General features: G+C 56.6%; 25 protein-coding genes and 1 pseudogene. 5 read left to right on the top strand and 21 right to left on the bottom strand.

Annotated elements, in window-relative coordinates:
• Positions 1-343 precede the first annotated feature (343 nt).
• The 8 genes from KTE_RS28255 to KTE_RS28225 all read right to left on the bottom strand — a co-directional run bounded on the left by KTE_RS28255 (position 344) and on the right by KTE_RS28225 (position 4,620).
• Positions 344-616 carry a hypothetical protein gene (locus KTE_RS28255; RefSeq protein WP_201386896.1) on the bottom strand — a complete coding sequence of 91 codons (273 nt, stop codon included), beginning with the start codon at positions 614-616 and terminating at the stop codon, positions 344-346.
• A gap of 17 nt (positions 617-633) precedes the next feature.
• Positions 634-885, bottom strand: coding sequence for a hypothetical protein (locus KTE_RS28250; protein WP_201386895.1), 252 nt, complete (start codon positions 883-885; stop codon positions 634-636).
• Between the two features lie 59 nt (positions 886-944).
• Entirely contained in the window at positions 945-1,262 is a 318-nt protein-coding gene (locus tag KTE_RS49000; RefSeq protein ID WP_201386894.1) for a protelomerase family protein, read from the bottom strand.
• A gap of 5 nt (positions 1,263-1,267) precedes the next feature.
• Positions 1,268-1,504, bottom strand: a complete 237-nt coding sequence (locus KTE_RS48995; protein ID WP_201386893.1) for a protelomerase family protein — start codon at positions 1,502-1,504, stop codon at positions 1,268-1,270.
• Positions 1,420-1,890, bottom strand: coding sequence for a hypothetical protein (locus KTE_RS28235; protein ID WP_201386892.1), 471 nt, complete (start codon positions 1,888-1,890; stop codon positions 1,420-1,422). Before KTE_RS28235 ends, KTE_RS48995 begins: the two co-directional genes overlap by 85 nt.
• A gap of 539 nt (positions 1,891-2,429) precedes the next feature.
• Positions 2,430-2,774 (bottom strand): hypothetical protein, encoded by a 345-nt coding sequence (locus KTE_RS47935; protein ID WP_236600624.1) that lies wholly within the window; start codon positions 2,772-2,774, stop codon positions 2,430-2,432.
• Positions 2,765-3,052: a hypothetical protein gene (locus KTE_RS47930; protein WP_236600623.1), complete on the bottom strand. Its 288-nt coding sequence runs from the start codon at positions 3,050-3,052 to the stop codon at positions 2,765-2,767. The genes KTE_RS47935 and KTE_RS47930 overlap by 10 nt, the downstream gene beginning before the upstream one ends.
• A 1,298-nt stretch (positions 3,053-4,350) precedes the next feature.
• Entirely contained in the window at positions 4,351-4,620 is a 270-nt protein-coding gene (locus tag KTE_RS28225) for a hypothetical protein (protein ID WP_201377114.1), read from the bottom strand.
• A gap of 17 nt (positions 4,621-4,637) precedes the next feature.
• Here KTE_RS28225 and KTE_RS28220 point away from each other — a divergent pair, with 17 nt between their 5' ends.
• Positions 4,638-4,844, top strand: coding sequence for a hypothetical protein (locus tag KTE_RS28220; RefSeq protein ID WP_201377115.1), 207 nt, complete (start codon positions 4,638-4,640; stop codon positions 4,842-4,844).
• A gap of 68 nt (positions 4,845-4,912) precedes the next feature.
• Here KTE_RS28220 and KTE_RS28215 read toward each other — a convergent pair whose 3' ends face one another.
• The 5 genes and pseudogenes from KTE_RS28215 to KTE_RS28195 all read right to left on the bottom strand — a co-directional run bounded on the left by KTE_RS28215 (position 4,913) and on the right by KTE_RS28195 (position 6,688).
• Entirely contained in the window at positions 4,913-5,170 is a 258-nt protein-coding gene (locus KTE_RS28215; protein ID WP_201377116.1) for a hypothetical protein, read from the bottom strand.
• Positions 5,163-5,309 (bottom strand): hypothetical protein, encoded by a 147-nt coding sequence (locus KTE_RS28210; protein ID WP_201377117.1) that lies wholly within the window; start codon positions 5,307-5,309, stop codon positions 5,163-5,165. Before KTE_RS28210 ends, KTE_RS28215 begins: the two co-directional genes overlap by 8 nt.
• 204 nt (positions 5,310-5,513) lie before the next feature.
• Positions 5,514-5,795, bottom strand: a pseudogene (locus KTE_RS28205) (transposase); the annotation flags it as partial.
• A 185-nt stretch (positions 5,796-5,980) separates the two neighbouring features.
• Complete coding sequence (locus tag KTE_RS28200; protein ID WP_201377118.1) at positions 5,981-6,169, bottom strand: hypothetical protein; 189 nt, start codon at positions 6,167-6,169, stop codon at positions 5,981-5,983.
• A 234-nt stretch (positions 6,170-6,403) separates the two neighbouring features.
• Positions 6,404-6,688, bottom strand: coding sequence for a hypothetical protein (locus KTE_RS28195; protein ID WP_201386891.1), 285 nt, complete (start codon positions 6,686-6,688; stop codon positions 6,404-6,406).
• A 68-nt stretch (positions 6,689-6,756) separates the two neighbouring features.
• On the opposite strand from KTE_RS28195, the gene KTE_RS28190 reads away from it, so the two are divergent.
• Positions 6,757-7,767 (top strand): integrase core domain-containing protein, encoded by a 1,011-nt coding sequence (locus tag KTE_RS28190; protein WP_201386890.1) that lies wholly within the window; start codon positions 6,757-6,759, stop codon positions 7,765-7,767.
• Positions 7,768-7,833: 66 nt separating this feature from the next.
• Here KTE_RS28190 and KTE_RS28185 read toward each other — a convergent pair whose 3' ends face one another.
• The 4 genes from KTE_RS28185 to KTE_RS28170 all read right to left on the bottom strand — a co-directional run bounded on the left by KTE_RS28185 (position 7,834) and on the right by KTE_RS28170 (position 9,555).
• On the bottom strand, positions 7,834-8,025 hold the full coding sequence (locus tag KTE_RS28185) for an NAD(P)/FAD-dependent oxidoreductase (protein WP_201377121.1): 192 nt from the start codon (positions 8,023-8,025) through the stop codon (positions 7,834-7,836).
• Between the two features lie 117 nt (positions 8,026-8,142).
• Positions 8,143-8,370: a hypothetical protein gene (locus tag KTE_RS28180; RefSeq protein ID WP_201377122.1), complete on the bottom strand. Its 228-nt coding sequence runs from the start codon at positions 8,368-8,370 to the stop codon at positions 8,143-8,145.
• 118 nt (positions 8,371-8,488) lie between these two features.
• Positions 8,489-8,749, bottom strand: a complete 261-nt coding sequence (locus tag KTE_RS28175) for a response regulator transcription factor (protein WP_236600622.1) — start codon at positions 8,747-8,749, stop codon at positions 8,489-8,491.
• On the bottom strand, positions 8,746-9,555 hold the full coding sequence (locus KTE_RS28170; protein WP_201386889.1) for a hypothetical protein: 810 nt from the start codon (positions 9,553-9,555) through the stop codon (positions 8,746-8,748). The genes KTE_RS28175 and KTE_RS28170 overlap by 4 nt, the downstream gene beginning before the upstream one ends.
• Before the next feature lie 44 nt (positions 9,556-9,599).
• Between KTE_RS28170 and KTE_RS28165 the strand changes: the two genes are divergently transcribed.
• Together KTE_RS28165 and KTE_RS28160 are read left to right on the top strand one after the other, a co-directional pair.
• A complete protein-coding gene (locus tag KTE_RS28165) occupies positions 9,600-9,854 on the top strand; it encodes a transposase (RefSeq protein WP_236600621.1) in 255 nt (84 codons plus the stop codon).
• Positions 9,855-9,940: 86 nt separating this feature from the next.
• On the top strand, positions 9,941-10,084 hold the full coding sequence (locus KTE_RS28160; RefSeq protein ID WP_236600620.1) for a hypothetical protein: 144 nt from the start codon (positions 9,941-9,943) through the stop codon (positions 10,082-10,084).
• Between the two features lie 121 nt (positions 10,085-10,205).
• Here KTE_RS28160 and KTE_RS48990 read toward each other — a convergent pair whose 3' ends face one another.
• From KTE_RS48990 to KTE_RS28140, 4 genes are all read right to left on the bottom strand, one after another.
• Positions 10,206-10,397 carry a zinc-binding dehydrogenase gene (locus tag KTE_RS48990; RefSeq protein ID WP_201386888.1) on the bottom strand — a complete coding sequence of 64 codons (192 nt, stop codon included), beginning with the start codon at positions 10,395-10,397 and terminating at the stop codon, positions 10,206-10,208.
• Positions 10,394-11,020: an NADP-dependent oxidoreductase gene (locus KTE_RS28150; protein WP_201386887.1), complete on the bottom strand. Its 627-nt coding sequence runs from the start codon at positions 11,018-11,020 to the stop codon at positions 10,394-10,396. Before KTE_RS28150 ends, KTE_RS48990 begins: the two co-directional genes overlap by 4 nt.
• A protein-coding gene (locus KTE_RS28145; protein WP_201386885.1) for an IS1 family transposase occupies positions 11,017-11,756 on the bottom strand; the annotation gives its coding sequence in 2 pieces (ribosomal slippage) (positions 11,017-11,501 and positions 11,501-11,756; 741 coding nt in all). The genes KTE_RS28150 and KTE_RS28145 overlap by 4 nt, the downstream gene beginning before the upstream one ends.
• Before the next feature lie 134 nt (positions 11,757-11,890).
• The gene (locus KTE_RS28140; RefSeq protein ID WP_201386884.1) at positions 11,891-12,328 is read right to left on the bottom strand and encodes a CU044_2847 family protein; all 438 of its coding nucleotides are present in this window, start codon (positions 12,326-12,328) and stop codon (positions 11,891-11,893) included.
• A 221-nt stretch (positions 12,329-12,549) separates the two neighbouring features.
• Between KTE_RS28140 and KTE_RS28135 the strand changes: the two genes are divergently transcribed.
• A complete protein-coding gene (locus KTE_RS28135; protein ID WP_201386883.1) occupies positions 12,550-15,393 on the top strand; it encodes a tetratricopeptide repeat protein in 2,844 nt (947 codons plus the stop codon).
• Positions 15,394-15,457 lie beyond the last annotated feature (64 nt).

Genomic DNA, 15,457 nt, shown 5'->3' with positions numbered 1-15,457 from the left:
TTACAAGCCAGAGAGCAGATTTCCTCTGGCTTGCTCCTTCTCTCGCTCTTTGCCAACCAGGTCACGACTCCCCAACGGGTTGAGCTTGCCCCCAGGGGAAAGCTTCCGGCTCCTCAGCAATATGAATCATCTCCGTGATGGGTTCAGGCTTTCGGTTGAAGGAAGGCTTGATCTCCAGACGCTCATGATGGGCCTTGATCTCATCCTCATGCGTCTCGAGATAGCGTTAATGGCTTCCTTGCGACCACCGACCAGTTTCTGGATCGCCAGAGTCGTAATATACCAGCGCTCTAACGGACGGTGTGCCTCGTTCCATTGCGTTAAGGTATACACCGCACGACGATTAGCGCTCATTGCCCGCTTCAGGTGCCTTCATCCCTGCGAGTTTGGAGGTGGGCAGAGCAGCATAGCGTTCACTGTCATGTCGTCTCGCCTGACTGCGCAATTGGCGCGCCTCCCGCTCGCCTGCTGCCAGGAGATAGGTCAACACATCGGAGGCACCCGTCTGAGCCATCCCTTCCCGTAACAAGGCCGTCGTCTCTGCGGGAGGTTGAGCTGCTCCAAGGAGAGCGAGACCTTCCCATCCTGTCGCACCACACTCCCTGTACCTGGTCACCCAGGTGTTCCTGCTTCTCATACGCCGCAAAGGCCGCGCAAAAGTTCATCGTCCTTGACTTCGCGCTTGACATGACGCGCGATCTCTTCCCGCAGATCATCTCCCCAGGCTCGCGTCTGGATGGTCGGCTTGAAGTCGAATACCCGTTTTGTTCTCTTTGGCCGCTTTCTTTCGCCCTTCTTCAGCACAGACGTGGGCTGAATCTGGTCTGGATGCGCCTTCTCCACCCACTGCTCATACTCCTTGCGAAAGACATCGAGGACCGTCACGCCAGGCTGCCCCAGGCGCGCGCCCTGGCGCCGTCAATGTTACCGTCTTATCAGCAATCTTATAATCCGCAGTAATTGGCATGACTGGCATAGTTGAGGCGGATCTTCTCCACCTCTTCCTCTGCCATCCCAGCTTCCACGCGCGGCTCCAGCACAAACCGATGCCCTTGAATCTGCGCCATGTAGGAGATGTCGGCCACCGTCGGCGGCGCATACCAGAAACAGGCAATGCGAGCATACATCCCACGGAAGTTATGCACGCTCACTTTCTCGCGCGTGGCACGCACCAGCTCCTCCAGATCGCCATAGCGGCGCTCAACTGCCTCGTTCACCGCCTTGCCATACTTCTGGCTCACCTGCTCGATCTCCAGGCCCATGGTGTCTACCAGCCACGCAAACGCTGCGCCGCCTCCACCACCAGGAACGCCCGCACCAGCGTCGGGATCTCATAGCGCTCTGGCTCGCGCCCTCTTCCCTTCACCTGCCCCTCAAACCACACCGTCGACGCCTCCTTCACCGTGAAGCGTCCCGTCTTCATGATCTCGGCCAGCCGACGACCCGTACACACCGCGATGCCCACGACCAGGTCGGACCACTCCGGCGAAAATAATAACGACAAGGCCCGCTCGACCAACGCATCTGGGTCTTCAGTAACACCTGCTGCGTGAGTCGATCCTGCGTCACGCCCTGCGTACGCGCATTCATCTGCACCCACTCCCCCTCCGAGAGGTTGAACACCCGCAGCCCGATATGCTCTGGCTCCCCCGTCCGCGGATTCTCCCAGCTATTCTCCTCCGTGACAGGCAGCCCTTTGATCAAGTGCCGCACCTGCGTGATCGGTTTGCGCAACGAATCGCCCGCCAGCCCCCGCTCGTGCTTCCACCAGTCCAGTTCACGTTCCCACACCTCGCGCAACTGTGCCTCCTGGTCCACCGTTGCACGGCTCACCACTGGTTCCAAGACCTCGTTCCAGCGCCGCTGCACCCAGCCTAAGATCGCCGCCATCTGCCGACCTCCTTCTTCGCCATCACGGCATCATCTTCTTCTCTCCTTAGTATAAAATGTTCCTCCGTTACTGTCAAGGAGGAACGAAGGAACATACGCTCCCTCCGCAAGAGCGGAACGCAGAAAAAGAGGCATGGAGATGCTACGGCGAGAAGACGTAGGAGACTGAGCGGAAGACCCCTGCCTTGAGGCATGACACGTATACACAAATATGAACGTTTGCAGAAGATCCTCAGCATGGTGCGAGGGAAAGGTGTTGAAAAAAAACGCCCCTTGATGCACAATGATGTGCTTTCAGCTTGACGAGACAAGCGACTTTTTCACCAAAAGTGTGTCACCTCTCGTATGGGGGAAAACGAGGCACCTGCAGCGCATCGCTTCCGTGTTCTTTCTCAAGATCACATATTTGTGTATACGTGCCAGCCTTGAGGCATGGGGAGACAGAGGAAACTGGAAACGTGCGTTTCGAAGGCACCACACTCCACGATGACCGTGAGGGGCAAGACCCTGCTGGTGTGGTGCCGATTGTCCTCCTTTCTCTACCGCATTGGCGCATAGCTCGTTCCTGTGTTGTGAAACAGCACCTGCAACCCATTGACCGTCACCACCAGATCAGGATGCGTTGCATCGCCTGAGAAGGTCAGCAGAACCGGGGCCAGATCCGCGCCAGTCCCAACAAGATGAGGCCCTTGCAGAAGACGAGCCTGTGCGCCATCGCCGCCGGGCACCTCAAAGATCAACACCTGCCCCTTGAGATTGAGAGCGGTAAAATGGGTTGGCACATGGGGATCCAACTCATGGCCCACGAGGTGATCTACCTGCGTCGTTCGCGGATAGCCATAGCGAACGGTGTCAATGAGCGTGCCACTCCAATTCATCGCCACAGATCGACAAGCGCCAGAAGCAACGCACACAACATGCCTAGCCCAAGGGGCAGGAGCCAGCTCCCTCCTCGCCACGTTTTCGGCTCTGCCGCCGCCTCCCGCACGAACTCTGGCACCTCTTCGGGGGTCGTGGGACGCCGCGCTCGCGCTTTGGCCAACTGAGAGGCGCGCGCCGTCTGAACCGCTGGCGCTTTGGCCGGCGAGGGCCTCGGACGCCGACGGACAACAAGACTGCGTGGAGCCAGACGAGGCTCCTCTCCCCCGATGGTTGTAGGCATGATGGTTCCCTCCTTTGACAAGCAAAACACAACAAGGACACAGAAGAAATAGAGAGGCCTGAGCCATCGCGAAGAGGGGGGAACAGCATTCGTTCACACAAAGCATACCTGAGCCAGAGGCAAACGCACAACCCCTTTTTCCACGAAGTTTTCCAGGGGGGGGTGCACCAATTGTGCAGAGCTTCGCCAACGTTGGAGACAACAGCAGTCAGGACATCAACCAGGAAAGGATGGATATCGACTCATCCTGTCTCACTCCCAACCCCATACAGAAACAGCTCTTCCACACATTTCCGCGCTTTTCTCTCGGGATTGCACATCGCGGCATTTCATGCTACAGTAAAGATGAAAAGAGGCATTCGTCCATGGTGTGAATGCCTGCCCCAGGCGTCAAAGCAAGCAGGCGCCATTTTCCAAGGGGACAGAGAGAGAGCCCCGCAAACAGACACGCAACTGACGAGAGAAGCAGATGATTTCTCTCGTCAGTTGCGGACCAGACACGGCTGATCATGCCAACACTGATCATGTCGAGCATCCCTTTTGCTCTTTCCCCGGATCCGCGCCTTGCCCCCCAAAAGCACCAGAGCACACAGAAATGGTTGTGCCCCCGTCCCTCCATGCTGCGCCAGAATCTGTGACTATATGAAGCACTTGACTCTTCTCCGCTCTTCAGGTACACTTACTAGGTCAGCTTTTTTGAGAGACCAGTTGGGCTCTCTCTTTTTTTCCCTCTTTTCCCTCTCCTTGCGCAAGAACACCCCCTCCCATGCTCTTTTTGCGCGACGCACGGCTTTTCGCCCTCCTCGCGTGAACCGTTGGCAGCAGTACCAGCAACAGCCGGTACACCCGATTCCAAGGTCATCACCTCCGCGCACACGCTCCCCCCTCCCGTAAGCACACCGTGACCAATTCCGCCACACTGCCGCGAAGATGCGCGCAAGCCATGCCGGATAAACTCATACAAAACTGGCGTGAGTCCCTGATGACGCAGGCAAGAGGCAATGACACTATGAGCAAATTGAGGGAACCCATCTTTGGGCAAGTTCTCTTCGCGTCAAAAAAGATAAAGGCAGGGTTTCTGGGAAAAAGGCCGCCCAAAGACGAGGTTGCTGGACGCGCAGGCCACCTTTGAGGAATCTTTTGAAGGATCTGACCCCTGTCCAGGACCTGATTTTTGGGATTTTATGGCTGAAGTCAGATTCCCTTTCCAAAGACCAGGTGTTCGCGCGCGACTTCCACGACCTCCTTACTCACCAATTCGACCTCCGGGTTCAGCACAAGAATCCGCTTCATTTGCGTCAGCAACCGCTCCATCTGCGCGATCCGTTTCCCCCAGTCATCCGCAGGATCTGGGCCAGCGCTTCCTTCTCGATCGTACGCTCGGCACCGCTTGGGCTGGGAAACTGCTGCATCTGCTGGGCAATGATCTCTTGCTGTTCGGCTCGGTCCAGCGTCCGATACTGATGCACAAACCCCACGCGGGAATACAATTGGGGATACCGCGCCAGCCGTTTCTCTAGCCCTGGCATCCCCACCAGAATCACCCCCATCGGGCTCCGGTCGTACACGTCGCGCACCACCTCTCATGCCTGCGGTTTCAGCCGATCTGCCTCATCCACGATCAGCAGTTCCACCTGCCCCGGACGCACCAGGCCCTCCACCGTCTCCACCGGCCTCTCGGCACCGAGCGCGCGGCCTCTCCAATCACCCGCAAACTCCAGCGCAACAGCGCCAGGTCACGCTCGATCTGCCGGGCCGTCACCGTCGCCGTCGGGGGAGAGAAGGCCGCTGACGGGCGCGGATTCGTCTTTTGACAAACGTGGTTGCACCACCCCATGCCAGGACAAGAGCGGCTCAACCTCATCGAAGCCGCGCATACGCTCGACCTGCTTCCGTCTTGCCCACCCCTGCCGCTCCATAACACAGTCCGATGAGCTGGGAACGGCGACATTCCTCGCACATCTCCACAAAGCGTCGATACTCCTTCGTCTCCACAAACGTCATTCCTGGCCGACGCTCCCCGACCAGGAGGTCTGACTCTTCCCTCCCGCTGCGGAACTGCGCCACCGCTGCTTCTGCCAGCCCCATCACCTCCCTCGTCTGCGCCATTTTACTCATCACGATACCTCCGCAGCCGTTTGGGAGCCACCTCCGCCTCTTGCTCAAGCGAGGTCACCAATGGCGGATCTGCAGCTTCCGATCGCTGCGTCTCCTTCCCCATCTCTGCTTCCGGCCTCACGGTTCGGTCTACCCTCATGCTCTCCTTCACGTAGCGTTTGACCAGCGCCTCTCTCTCCACAATTTCCCCTCGCAGTTGCCTTCTCTGGGCCTGACGCGCCGCTACAATGCGCCTTCAAGCTCACCGTCTGCCCAGACAATTCTGGGCAAATCGCCCGACACACAAAACGATCCTCGAAAAAGACCCGGATTTCTGCGAGATCTAAGAGCTTGTTTGAAAAGGTCATTTTCTCGCCAAACGTCGGATCATCAAGCGAGTCATAGCAAGGTAGATCATAGCTTCGCTGCTTTCTGTCAACGTCTCGTAATCCTTTCCCAAGCGACGACATTGGGTAATCCAGGCAAAGGTTCGTTCGACGACCCAGCGTCTGGGCAGGACAACAAAGCCTTTCTGATCATCGCTACGTAGCACGGGTTGGAGAACAAAGTGAAAATGCAGGATCACCCATTCAAGCAACTGGCCGCGATAGCCACCATCAACCCAGATCCGGCGGAGCTGTTTGCACGGCAATCCCAAGCAGTTCGGCCAGTTCCACCGTCGCTCGCATTAGGTATTGAGTAACTTCGGGCTGCATCAGACGAAATGCACGTATCCTTCTTCATCTCTGGTGGCAGCAGGAGTACAGGTCAGTTTTTATCTGGCTGCCTTCTGGAAGGCGTGCAGCAGATGCTCATCAATGCCAGCGTCCTTCATTTTCTTGGATCAGCTTCAGCAAGAAGAGTCCGACCACGTCGAGCGGCAACGCGCAGGCGAAAGCGGCGATCGAGACCAGGGCAGCAGGATGAACCGGCCCGACGGTCGAGAGCCGATGCGACCACCAGCAAGTTGAAGGCGATCAATCCCCCAAAGATCCAACCCATCGAGCTTTTGCCACGCACCGCCTCTCCAGCAAACACTCAATGCTGGCTGATCCGTTTGGGATAGCACACCTGCAGCGGGGTGGAGTCGATGAAATGGAAGAGACCCCTCCGGTGGGAGAGAAGAGAGGTGGTACAACACCTCTCTTCTCTCCCACCGGAGGGGATCGGCTGAGCCAGGACTCGCGTTCAATACGAATGCGATATCCTTGCTGGCGTTCATGGCGCGTGACACATTGAGGGCGAGAAGGTGGATTATTTCGCCGTTTCTATGGGGGTCCCCCATTCCAGCGGATAATCGTAGACCCAGCGCATCCCTTTCTCGTTGGCGAAAAAGGTCAGGAAGAAACTCGTCATCGCATCACGCATCCAGACCTGGAAGTCGCCTTTCGAGAATTTCCCTGAATCGCCCTTGAGGCCCAGATCCAGGATTTTCTCCACACGCTTCGCTCGCAGCCGCTCAAAGGTGGAGAATGCTTCCTCTGTCTGCGGGATATCGCGCAGACATTTCGCCATGATCAGCGCATCCTCCATCGCCATTGAGGCCCCTGACCAGAACTTGACGAGACGGCATGGGCGGCATCTCCAATCAGAGAGACTTTGCTCGTATGCCAGCGCGGCTTCTGCTTGATGATATAGGTCGGGAAATCGGGGAACATCTCCTGAGTGGCGTTGATCATCTGGTGAATGATCGGCATTTCATTCGGGAACAGCCCACGAGCTTCTGCTTTCGCTCCGTCGTGACCTCTTGCAGCGTCGAGCCGCGCACTGATTTCACGGCAGAGACCTTGCTCGCATCCCTCGCACAAGCGATCGAACGCTACGGGGTGCCCCGCCGCATCATGCTGGATCGCGATCCACGCTCGGTTGGTGCTCCGCAAGGCAGTGATTTCCCTTCGGCCCTCTTGCGCTTTGGAGCGTGCCTGGGCATTGAGATGCATGTGTGCCCTCCTCGTCACCCCCAAGACAATGGGTTTGTCGAGCGGTATCATCGAACGTATCAGCAGGAATGTGTGAGCGTGGAACGGCCTTCGACCCTGGAGCAGGCCCGGACTGCCACGCAAGCCTTCAGGGACCATTACAATGCCGAGCGTCCCAACCAAGCACGTTCCTGTGAGAACCGTCCTCCACTGGTGGCCTTTCCGGACCTCGTGCCCTTGCCTCGGCCTCCCAAGCAGGTGGAGGTCGATGGCTGGTTGAAGCAATTTGAGGGGTTTCATGTGGAGCGCAAAGTCGATACTCACGGGCAAGTGCATCTGGACCTGCGGGGGTACTACGTGGACGTGCATCGAGCAGGCCAACGCGTGACACTGCAAATTGAGGTGGCAAGCCGTTCCTTGCTCATCTGGCACGAAGGGTCATTGCTCAAAACGGTGCCGTTACGCGGCTTCTCTGGAGGCTCATGCTCCTTTGCCCGCTTTGTGGAGTACATGGTTCAGCAAGCACGGGCGCTGCACCGCTTGCGTTCCTTGCAAGAGCGCACAAAGCGCGTGTCCTCAGTCGCTTCCTCTGCAGTCCAAAGCCTCCCTGCACAAGGCGGACAGCGCCTGCTTCTTCCAACTGCATCTTTTCTTCCTGTATCAAGAACATTGCATTATTTCTCTCTTCTAAAGAGATAATGAATGAATCAGAATAATAACAGCTCTCTTCTCGCTTGTTTGAAAGAAACAGGAGGCAGATGCGGTTCAAGCTTCTGCCAGACCAAGTTCTTCTAGGACCTTCAATCCGTTGCTGGCGAGCGACAGGCCATACCCTTCTGGCTGTGTGCGTGCTTCGTAGATTTCAACGTCAAAATGCGCTCGTTTGAGGAAAAGCGCGAGTGCAGGGCCAGTGAGGCCACAACCAATAAGAATGGCTTTTTTCTGAAGATTTGACATACGTCGTGTATCCTCCACTCTGTGTACGACATGAATCGGGGGTGAGCCGTGCCATCCAACAACAGGGCCGGCTCATGGCTCGATCGCGTTTTCAATCGTGTTGTCCATAGGACCTCCTCATACTTTTGGTCTTTCATCCCCATGGGAGACGTCATGCGTTTCCAGGGAAAGAAGGCTGAGATTCAAACGGCGGAGTGTGACCAGGACCCCGTGCAGCGCTGCCTGATCGGGCAGTGTGCCCGTGAGCAGCGTGGTGCCTGCGTCCTGGTGGAGAACGGTCAATCCCGCAAGCCATTCTTGCCAGGATGGGTCCAGATGCCCTTTCAGATAGATTCGGCAGTACACCTCTTGCAGCCTCCCTGTTCCGTTTGTTGAGCCTCAAGAAGGAGTATAGAGGGCCGCTGGGTGATTGGGCATCACTAAACAGGATGATTCTGGAGGGTGATTGCAACGTGGAGGAAGATCAGAGCAGGCGCAACTCGCGCGCGGCGGCACTGGCAGCCATGCGATTCTTCACACCGAGCTTGCGATAGATGCTTTGAATCTGGGTCTTGACCGTGTTGACCGGGACCACCAGCTCACTGGCAATCTCCGGGTTCGAGCGCCCTGCAACGAGCAGATACAAGACCCGCAACTCCTGGCGACTCAGGGGTTCAACCAGCGAAGAGGCTCCTGGCAGTAGCAACGTCCTTTGAGGAGTGGCTGGAGTGGCTTCTGCTCTCACACCACGCCTCTGCTTCTCCTGCTCGAACGCTGCCAGGAGCCTCGAGAGAAATGAACGCGACACCCCCGATGGACCTGTTCATCTGCCGCGAATGCGTCGAGGAAGCGCTGAAGCAGTCGTCGCATTGGCTCACCCTCATCCAGAAAGAGCCGGACATACCCTTCATGCTCAGACATGGAGAGGAGGCGCACAACCGTCTCCTGCGCTCTTCTTCGCTCATCTGCCTGCTCCAACGCAACCGCAAGAAGCGCCAGAAATCGAAGCATCCCAGCGATATCTCCTGGCTGATCCAGTGCCCCATTGAAACGTTCCAGGATCTTGACTGCGTCCTGGTATTGCTGCTGAGCAAGATGGACGCGCACCCACATCAGCACTTCATCTTTGCGAGCGGGATGCCAAGCCGCCGAGAAATCCACGTGCTTGGCCCAGGTGCTTGCCGCTTGCAACTCGCCCGCCGCCAGCCAATACCACACACGCTGCACTGTCATCGTGCTCTCCCATTCCTTGTTGCCTTGGTGTAAAACCATGTGCTCCGTCTCTTGCAAGATTCGATGGGCGGTCTCCAGATCATTGCTCTTCAACTGGAGCAGAGCAACGAAGATCCATCCGTTGATGCGCAGATCAACCTGCTCCCAGTCCTGCATGAAGTGCTGTGCTCGCTCCAGGGCGTTGATCGCTTCTTCCAACCGGTTCTGCTGATAATAGATCCCAGCGAACACCTGATGCAAATAACCCACGAGGGAAATCGCTCTCCCCTGCTGCTCGACAAGAATGAGTCCCTCCAGGTATGTTTGCTCCGCCAGCACCAAGCGCCGCCTGATCAGCTTTCACTCCCAACGGGCAGATCTTCATGCAAACGCAAGAGCGAGAGTACAAAGCGGTGGATGTGGTCCGGTTTTTGCAAATGCTCTTGCGCAAGATTCCTGGTCGCTTGCTCGTCGTTTGGGATGGATCGCCGATTCACCGTGCGGATGTGATCAAGCAATTTCTGGCCAGTCCGATGGAGAGACGAGTGCATTTGGAACGCTTACCCGGCTATGCGCCGGAACTCAATCCCCAGATATCTGTAGCGCGTAAGCGTAAACGTAGGCAGGAAGCCAATTGATATAACGCTTAAACGTTCTTCAACGTTGTTTACGTTATAGAAACGATTTTTTCTGGTACAGATTACCACAAGAAGGGGTATGGAACTTGCTCAAACGTCTTGAACTCAAAAACCTGTATTGCCGGGACCTTACTCACCTGCGCCAGGAACTGGTCCACGCCAAAGAGCGCCTGCGCCATCGGCAGACCATCCTGCAGCATTGTTTCTCCCATGCTCTTGCTGAGGTTTAGTTGTCAGCCACGAAATCAATAAACATCAATCTCTACACAGGAGTTTATGCACGAAAGGAGCGGAGAATGTTGCATCTCCGCTCCTTCACTATTCCTCTGCATACAGGCGAGAGGCAAGATGTTACTCTGCGATGCGCAGGACAACTTTCCCGCGTATCTGGCCACTTTCGATCAGTTCGTGTGCTTTGCGTGCCTCTGCAAGCGGAAGAACTGCCTCGATATGAATGCGGACATGCCCCATACCAATGAGCCTGCCAATCTCGTCCAGTTGTGCCGCATTTGGCTGCACCCACGCGATATCCTGAATAGTCACAGAAGCCGCAGCCGCCTGTTCAACAGAGTATTCCCCCAGAAAATGGGGACTAATGAGCCCCCAGGCTTGAGTACCTGGAGCAGGTGGTTACCATGTTTGCCGCCTACGGCGTCAAAGACCAGATCAACATTCTGAGCAGTGTGCGCTACCTGAGTTGTCGTATAATCGATAAACTGATCAACGCCCAGCTCACGCAAAAATGCCGCGTTACGCCCCGATGCCACGCCAATGACTCTTGCTCCTCTCATCTTCGCAAACTGCACCGCGAAGTGTCCTACTCCTCCAGAGGCGCCATTAATCAAGACCACCTGGCCCGCTTCCAAATGCCCGTGATCAAAAAGGGCCTGCCAGGCAGTAAGGGCCGCGAGTGGCATGCCTGCCGCCTGGATATGATCCATAAAGGAGGGTTTTTGAGCCAATTGTGAAGCATCGGCCACGGTATATTCTGCATAGGTCGCGCCGTTCATCGTGAGCCCATAGACCAAATCGCCCACCTGAAATGCCGTGACATCAGGCCCAACCGCTGCAATCTCTCCTGAAAGGTCATTGCCTGGAATAAAGGGAAATGGGATGGTAAGTCCGAATTGCTTGTTGGCAATCCCCGCACGGAGGTAGTGGCTCACTTGAGAAGGATAGTGTTGTCTAAATTATAGCGATGAAGAAAGAGGAGCAGGCAAGCCTCGTGCATGACCTCGGACTTGGAAAACGACAACGTCATGCGGACAAAACGGGCCAACCGCTGCCGCAGGGTGTTATTCCAACGTTCGATGTGAGCAGTTTCTCCGGTCTCTTTGCCCACTGCTGTGTGCTGCTCCTCAGGGATCACTGCCCTGTATGTTGCCCAAAAGTCTGTAAAACAATGTCCCTGGCGGTAGGCTGGTGGAATGGCTTCCCACAACCGTTGACACGTCTTTTTGCTCCGATCACCCAACGCATAGGCAACCACTTGACGCGTCTGGCGGCAGAAAGCGATCCAAATCCAAGAGTCGTTTGCTTTTTTCAGCACAAACGACCAGAGTTCGTCCAATTCCAGTATCGTGGAAGTGGGATCTTTCAAGTCTGGGGTGACCAAGGTGGTACGTAAAGGAGGAAGCTGAGCTACTTTTTTTTGATCCAACTGGACACGGTTGCGCGAGAGACCCCGAAGGTACGGCTGAGGCCACGCAAACTGCTGCGTTCTTGGTAGGCGTGCAAAATCTCTTCGCGGCGAACTTCTGGATAGACATTGGGGGTCGGGTTCTCACGGCTTCGACGCCCACAGGCATGACAGCGAAACTTCTGTTTTCCGTTGGGGGCATGCCCATCACGCACCAGCGCCTCGCTTCCACAATGGGGACAGTGAAGGGTGATCGTCACCATGAAATACTCCTCATTCATATTCTTTGTCATTGGCCATCATAGTCTACTATATCCTTCTCACTTAGACCACTACCTCCTCTCCGTCCATTGGGACAGAAAGCGCTTACGTAGCCTCCTGTCCCAATGGGCAGGCTCTATTCCTTCGGGTCCGTCACCGGGTTCACTATTGAGTTCATCATGGCGCTACAAAAGGCGCCACCATGCATCATTCCTGGCTGCCACCTGAGGGTGACCTCGAGTTGCGCCTCGCCCTGCGACTTCGCCAGAATGGCGTTGAGCTCCGAGTTAAATTTGATACCAATCTGGACCTCCCACTCGCTCGGGCGTGTTTTCTCCGTCATCTTCAATACGGCCTCGCTTACATTCGAGGCACAGGCTCCAATCAAATCCCGGGCGCTGGCAAAGGCATTCTTCACCTGGTGGACACCCCCTTGCACCGCGCCCAATGGATCAGGAGGGAATGCCGCATCATGCCTCGACAGAAGGGTCTGTGTATCCACCGGGTCCCCCACCTCGATAAAGACCTCAATCTCCTGCCCATTACATTGCACTGTATCACGAATGATAGCCATACATCCTCCACCCAGCATCTCACTTGTACCTGCATTAGCGCACAGGTCACACGACAACAAACATTGCTCTCTGCTGCTATTACCACAATTATATGCTTCTCTTCGTGAACAATACAACTACATTGATTTTTGTCATACCTCTACCTCTTGCATATGCCCCACCTCTCTCAGCTATAATTTGTATAGAACAATAAGCGAAAAACGATGCGGGATATGCGCATATGGATAGAAATGGCCACGCCAACCTCAAATTGATAGCGTCTCCACGCTTGCCTTTGCAAATGACGGTTACCATTGGCAGGGAGCAAGAAATTTGTGCCGTCAGCCGCCAGATGTGCATGGAGAACACACGCCTGGTGACGCTGACTGGCCCTGGGGGCGTGGGGAAGACGCGCCTGAGCCTGGAGGTTGCGCGCACCCTGCACGACGCCTTCCCTGACGCGATCTTCTTCGTCTCGCTCGCCCCTCTCCGCGAGCGCACACAGATTCTACTAGCAATTGCCAGCGCTATTGGCGTCCATGAGGGGGGCAAGGAGGCGCTAACGGAACGCATGGAGTCCTACCTGCACGAACGCCGCTGTCTCCTGATCCTCGATAACTTTGAGCACCTCCTTGAGGCCGCTGACCTCGTTGCCGAGCTATTGACTGCGGCTCCTCAGCTTAAAATCCTGGTGACCAGCCGCGAATCGCTCCATCTATATGGTGAACAAGAGATAGAGGTACTTCCACTGCCACTACCACGCCAGTCGGAGAGTGTATCTGTACCGGGAGAAGAAAGCGCTGCCCTGCACCTCTTCGTTGAGCGGGCGAGGGCCGTTAAGCCCTCCTTCACACTAACTGAGGAGAACTATGCTGTCGTGGCCAAGATTTGCCAGCGCCTCGATGGCCTGCCTTTGGCGCTTGAGCTGGCAGCGGCCCGCATCAAGATTCTGAGTCCCCAGGCCCTCCTCACCCGCCTGAGCAGTCGCCTTACACTACTGATCGGGGGACCACGCAACCTGCCACAGCGCCAGCAAACCCTGCGCAATGCCCTTGACTGGAGCTATGACCTGCTCACAGAGGATGAACAGCGCGCTTTTCGCCGCCTGGGCAGCCTGGTCGGCACCTGGGATCTGGGGGCAGCGACGGCATGCATGACTATAGGCAAAGAGAGTGTGGCCCTGGATATGCTCTCCTCCCTGGTGGATAAGAGCCTCGTACGCCCCCTGACGTCAGAAGAGGACGAGCCGCGCTTTATGCTGCTAGAAACCCTCCACGAATACGCCTTTGCTTCTCTCCAGCGGAGTGGAGAACAGGAAGAGAGCGAACGCAGGCACGCCAACTATTATCTGCGGATGGCGGAGGAGGCCGACTCCAACCTGCGCGGTCCAGAGCAACAACGCTGGCTGGCAAAACTGGATCAGGAGTCACCCAACTTGCTCCTGACCCTGCGCCGCGTCCTTACCTGGCAGGATGCGCAGTTAGCTCTGCGCCTTGGGAGCGCCCTGAGTGACTACCTCCTCTTGCGCCATACACAGAATACACAGCATAACTGGCTGGAAGAGATCCTGGTCCTCGACGTGAGCGCGGAGCTACTCCCCTACCGGGTGCGCATCCTTTATAGCGCGGGCTGCCAAGCGCGCTTACAAGGAGACACCGCTCGCGCCAATCAGCTCCTGGAAGATTGCCTTAAGCTTGCCAAACAGATTAGCGATCTGCGTATACAGGCACTGGCTCTGGGCGAGATGGGCATGCTCGCCATGCAGCGGGGAGATTACGTCCAGGCACGTGAACTGGCCATGAAGGGCATACAGGCACTCAGCACGACTAGCGACAAATGGGGTAAATCCGCCCTGCACCGTATCTACGGCAATATCGCTAGTAAACAGGGCGATGTCGACGCAGCCCAGACGCACTACCTGCTGAGCCTGATGCTACTGCGCGAGGTAGGAGAAAAACGCGGGCTAGCCGAGATCTACATCAGCCTGGCTACGATCATGCACCTGCGTGGCAAGCTACGCAGCGCACATTACCTCTATCAACGTGGATTGGCCTACTTTGAAGCCCTGGAGGATCGCTGGGGACAAGTACGCTGTCTCAATGGAATGGGAGCCGCCTACAGCGCACAAGGGGCCTACACCGAAGCCGAGCAATACCTGGGGCAGGCACTCACGCTTGCCCAGCAATTAGGCGACCGCGAAGGGCAGGCCAGCGCCCTGAGCTACCTGGCTATGACCCGGCTTAACCAGTGGCAGGAAGGGGCGGAGCAACTGAGTGAGATCGCAGCCACCTTGAAAGAGAGCCTGCACCTCGCCAACCAGCTCAAGAATTTGCCCGGCAAAGCCTACTTGCTCCTGGCCCTGGGCGAGGTTGAACGCCTGCACGGCAACCGCCAAGGCGCTCAGACATATTACAGCCAATGCCTGGAGTTGGCCCAACGTATGAACGATAAGCTCACGCGTACACGTATCCTTTGCGCGCAAGGGAGGCTGGCTCTTGAACAACAGGAATATCAGCTCGCCTGCACACTGCTTCAGGAGAGTATTCAGCTCGCGTGGCAGACTGGCAACCATGTCGCCCTCGCGGGCGAGCTAGAGAGCGTGGCCCAGCTCTGCCTCGACACGCGCCAGCCCGAGTTGGGAGTCCAGCTTCTCGCCAGCGCTCATAGCCTGCGCGAGAAGCTCCAGACCCCACTCCCACCCATTCACCAGGCAATGCACCAGCAGCTCTATACCCACCTGGAAAAAGAGATCAGCCCGGAGACATGGAGCGAGTCCTGGAATGTCGGCTGCGCCCTCCTGCTGGCCCAGGTCGTTAACCTCGTCTCGCACATTACCATTTCCGCGCAAGACACCACGAAAACGCCATCCCTCACACCTCCTGCCACCAATGCCTTCCATCTCACGGCCCGCGAGTGTGAGGTCCTGCATCTACTGGCCCAAGGGCATCCCGACGCACGCATCGCCCATGAACTGGTGCTCAGCCGTCGCACCGTCAACACGCACCTGCGCTCCATCTACGCCAAACTCGGCGTCACCACACGTACTGCCGCCGCCCGCGTGGCCTTCGAGCAACAACTGACATAGCGCTCACACATCAAAAATGTGCGATACTAAGCAAGCAGTAAAAACAGATATTTATTTTAAGGAG

The organism is Ktedonobacter sp. SOSP1-85, assembly GCF_016587415.1.
In the GTDB taxonomy this organism is placed as follows: domain Bacteria; phylum Chloroflexota; class Ktedonobacteria; order Ktedonobacterales; family Ktedonobacteraceae; genus Ktedonobacter.
The sequence above is the reverse complement of the archived record's forward strand: the minus strand, read 5'-3'. Positions and strand labels throughout refer to the sequence as shown.

Bases quoted from the DNA above. Each gene is read 5' to 3' on its own strand.
- KTE_RS47930 (WP_236600623.1), bottom strand. From the start codon at position 3,052: ATGCCTACAACCATCGGGGGAGAGGAGCCTCGTCTGGCTCCACGCAGT.
- KTE_RS28195 (WP_201386891.1), bottom strand. From the start codon at position 6,688: ATGGCGATGGAGGATGCGCTGATCATGGCGAAATGTCTGCGCGATATC.
- KTE_RS28135 (WP_201386883.1), top strand. From the start codon at position 12,550: ATGGATAGAAATGGCCACGCCAACCTCAAATTGATAGCGTCTCCACGC.
- KTE_RS28210 (WP_201377117.1), bottom strand. From the start codon at position 5,309: ATGAGGGTAGACCGAACCGTGAGGCCGGAAGCAGAGATGGGGAAGGAG.
- KTE_RS28235 (WP_201386892.1), bottom strand. From the start codon at position 1,890: ATGGCGGCGATCTTAGGCTGGGTGCAGCGGCGCTGGAACGAGGTCTTG.
- KTE_RS28215 (WP_201377116.1), bottom strand. From the start codon at position 5,170: ATGAGTAAAATGGCGCAGACGAGGGAGGTGATGGGGCTGGCAGAAGCA.
- KTE_RS28140 (WP_201386884.1), bottom strand. From the start codon at position 12,328: ATGGCTATCATTCGTGATACAGTGCAATGTAATGGGCAGGAGATTGAG.
- KTE_RS28185 (WP_201377121.1), bottom strand. From the start codon at position 8,025: ATGTCAAATCTTCAGAAAAAAGCCATTCTTATTGGTTGTGGCCTCACT.
- KTE_RS28220 (WP_201377115.1), top strand. From the start codon at position 4,638: ATGCCTGCGGTTTCAGCCGATCTGCCTCATCCACGATCAGCAGTTCCA.
- KTE_RS28190 (WP_201386890.1), top strand. From the start codon at position 6,757: ATGCCAGCGCGGCTTCTGCTTGATGATATAGGTCGGGAAATCGGGGAA.
- KTE_RS49000 (WP_201386894.1), bottom strand. From the start codon at position 1,262: ATGGGCCTGGAGATCGAGCAGGTGAGCCAGAAGTATGGCAAGGCGGTG.
- KTE_RS28165 (WP_236600621.1), top strand. From the start codon at position 9,600: ATGCAAACGCAAGAGCGAGAGTACAAAGCGGTGGATGTGGTCCGGTTT.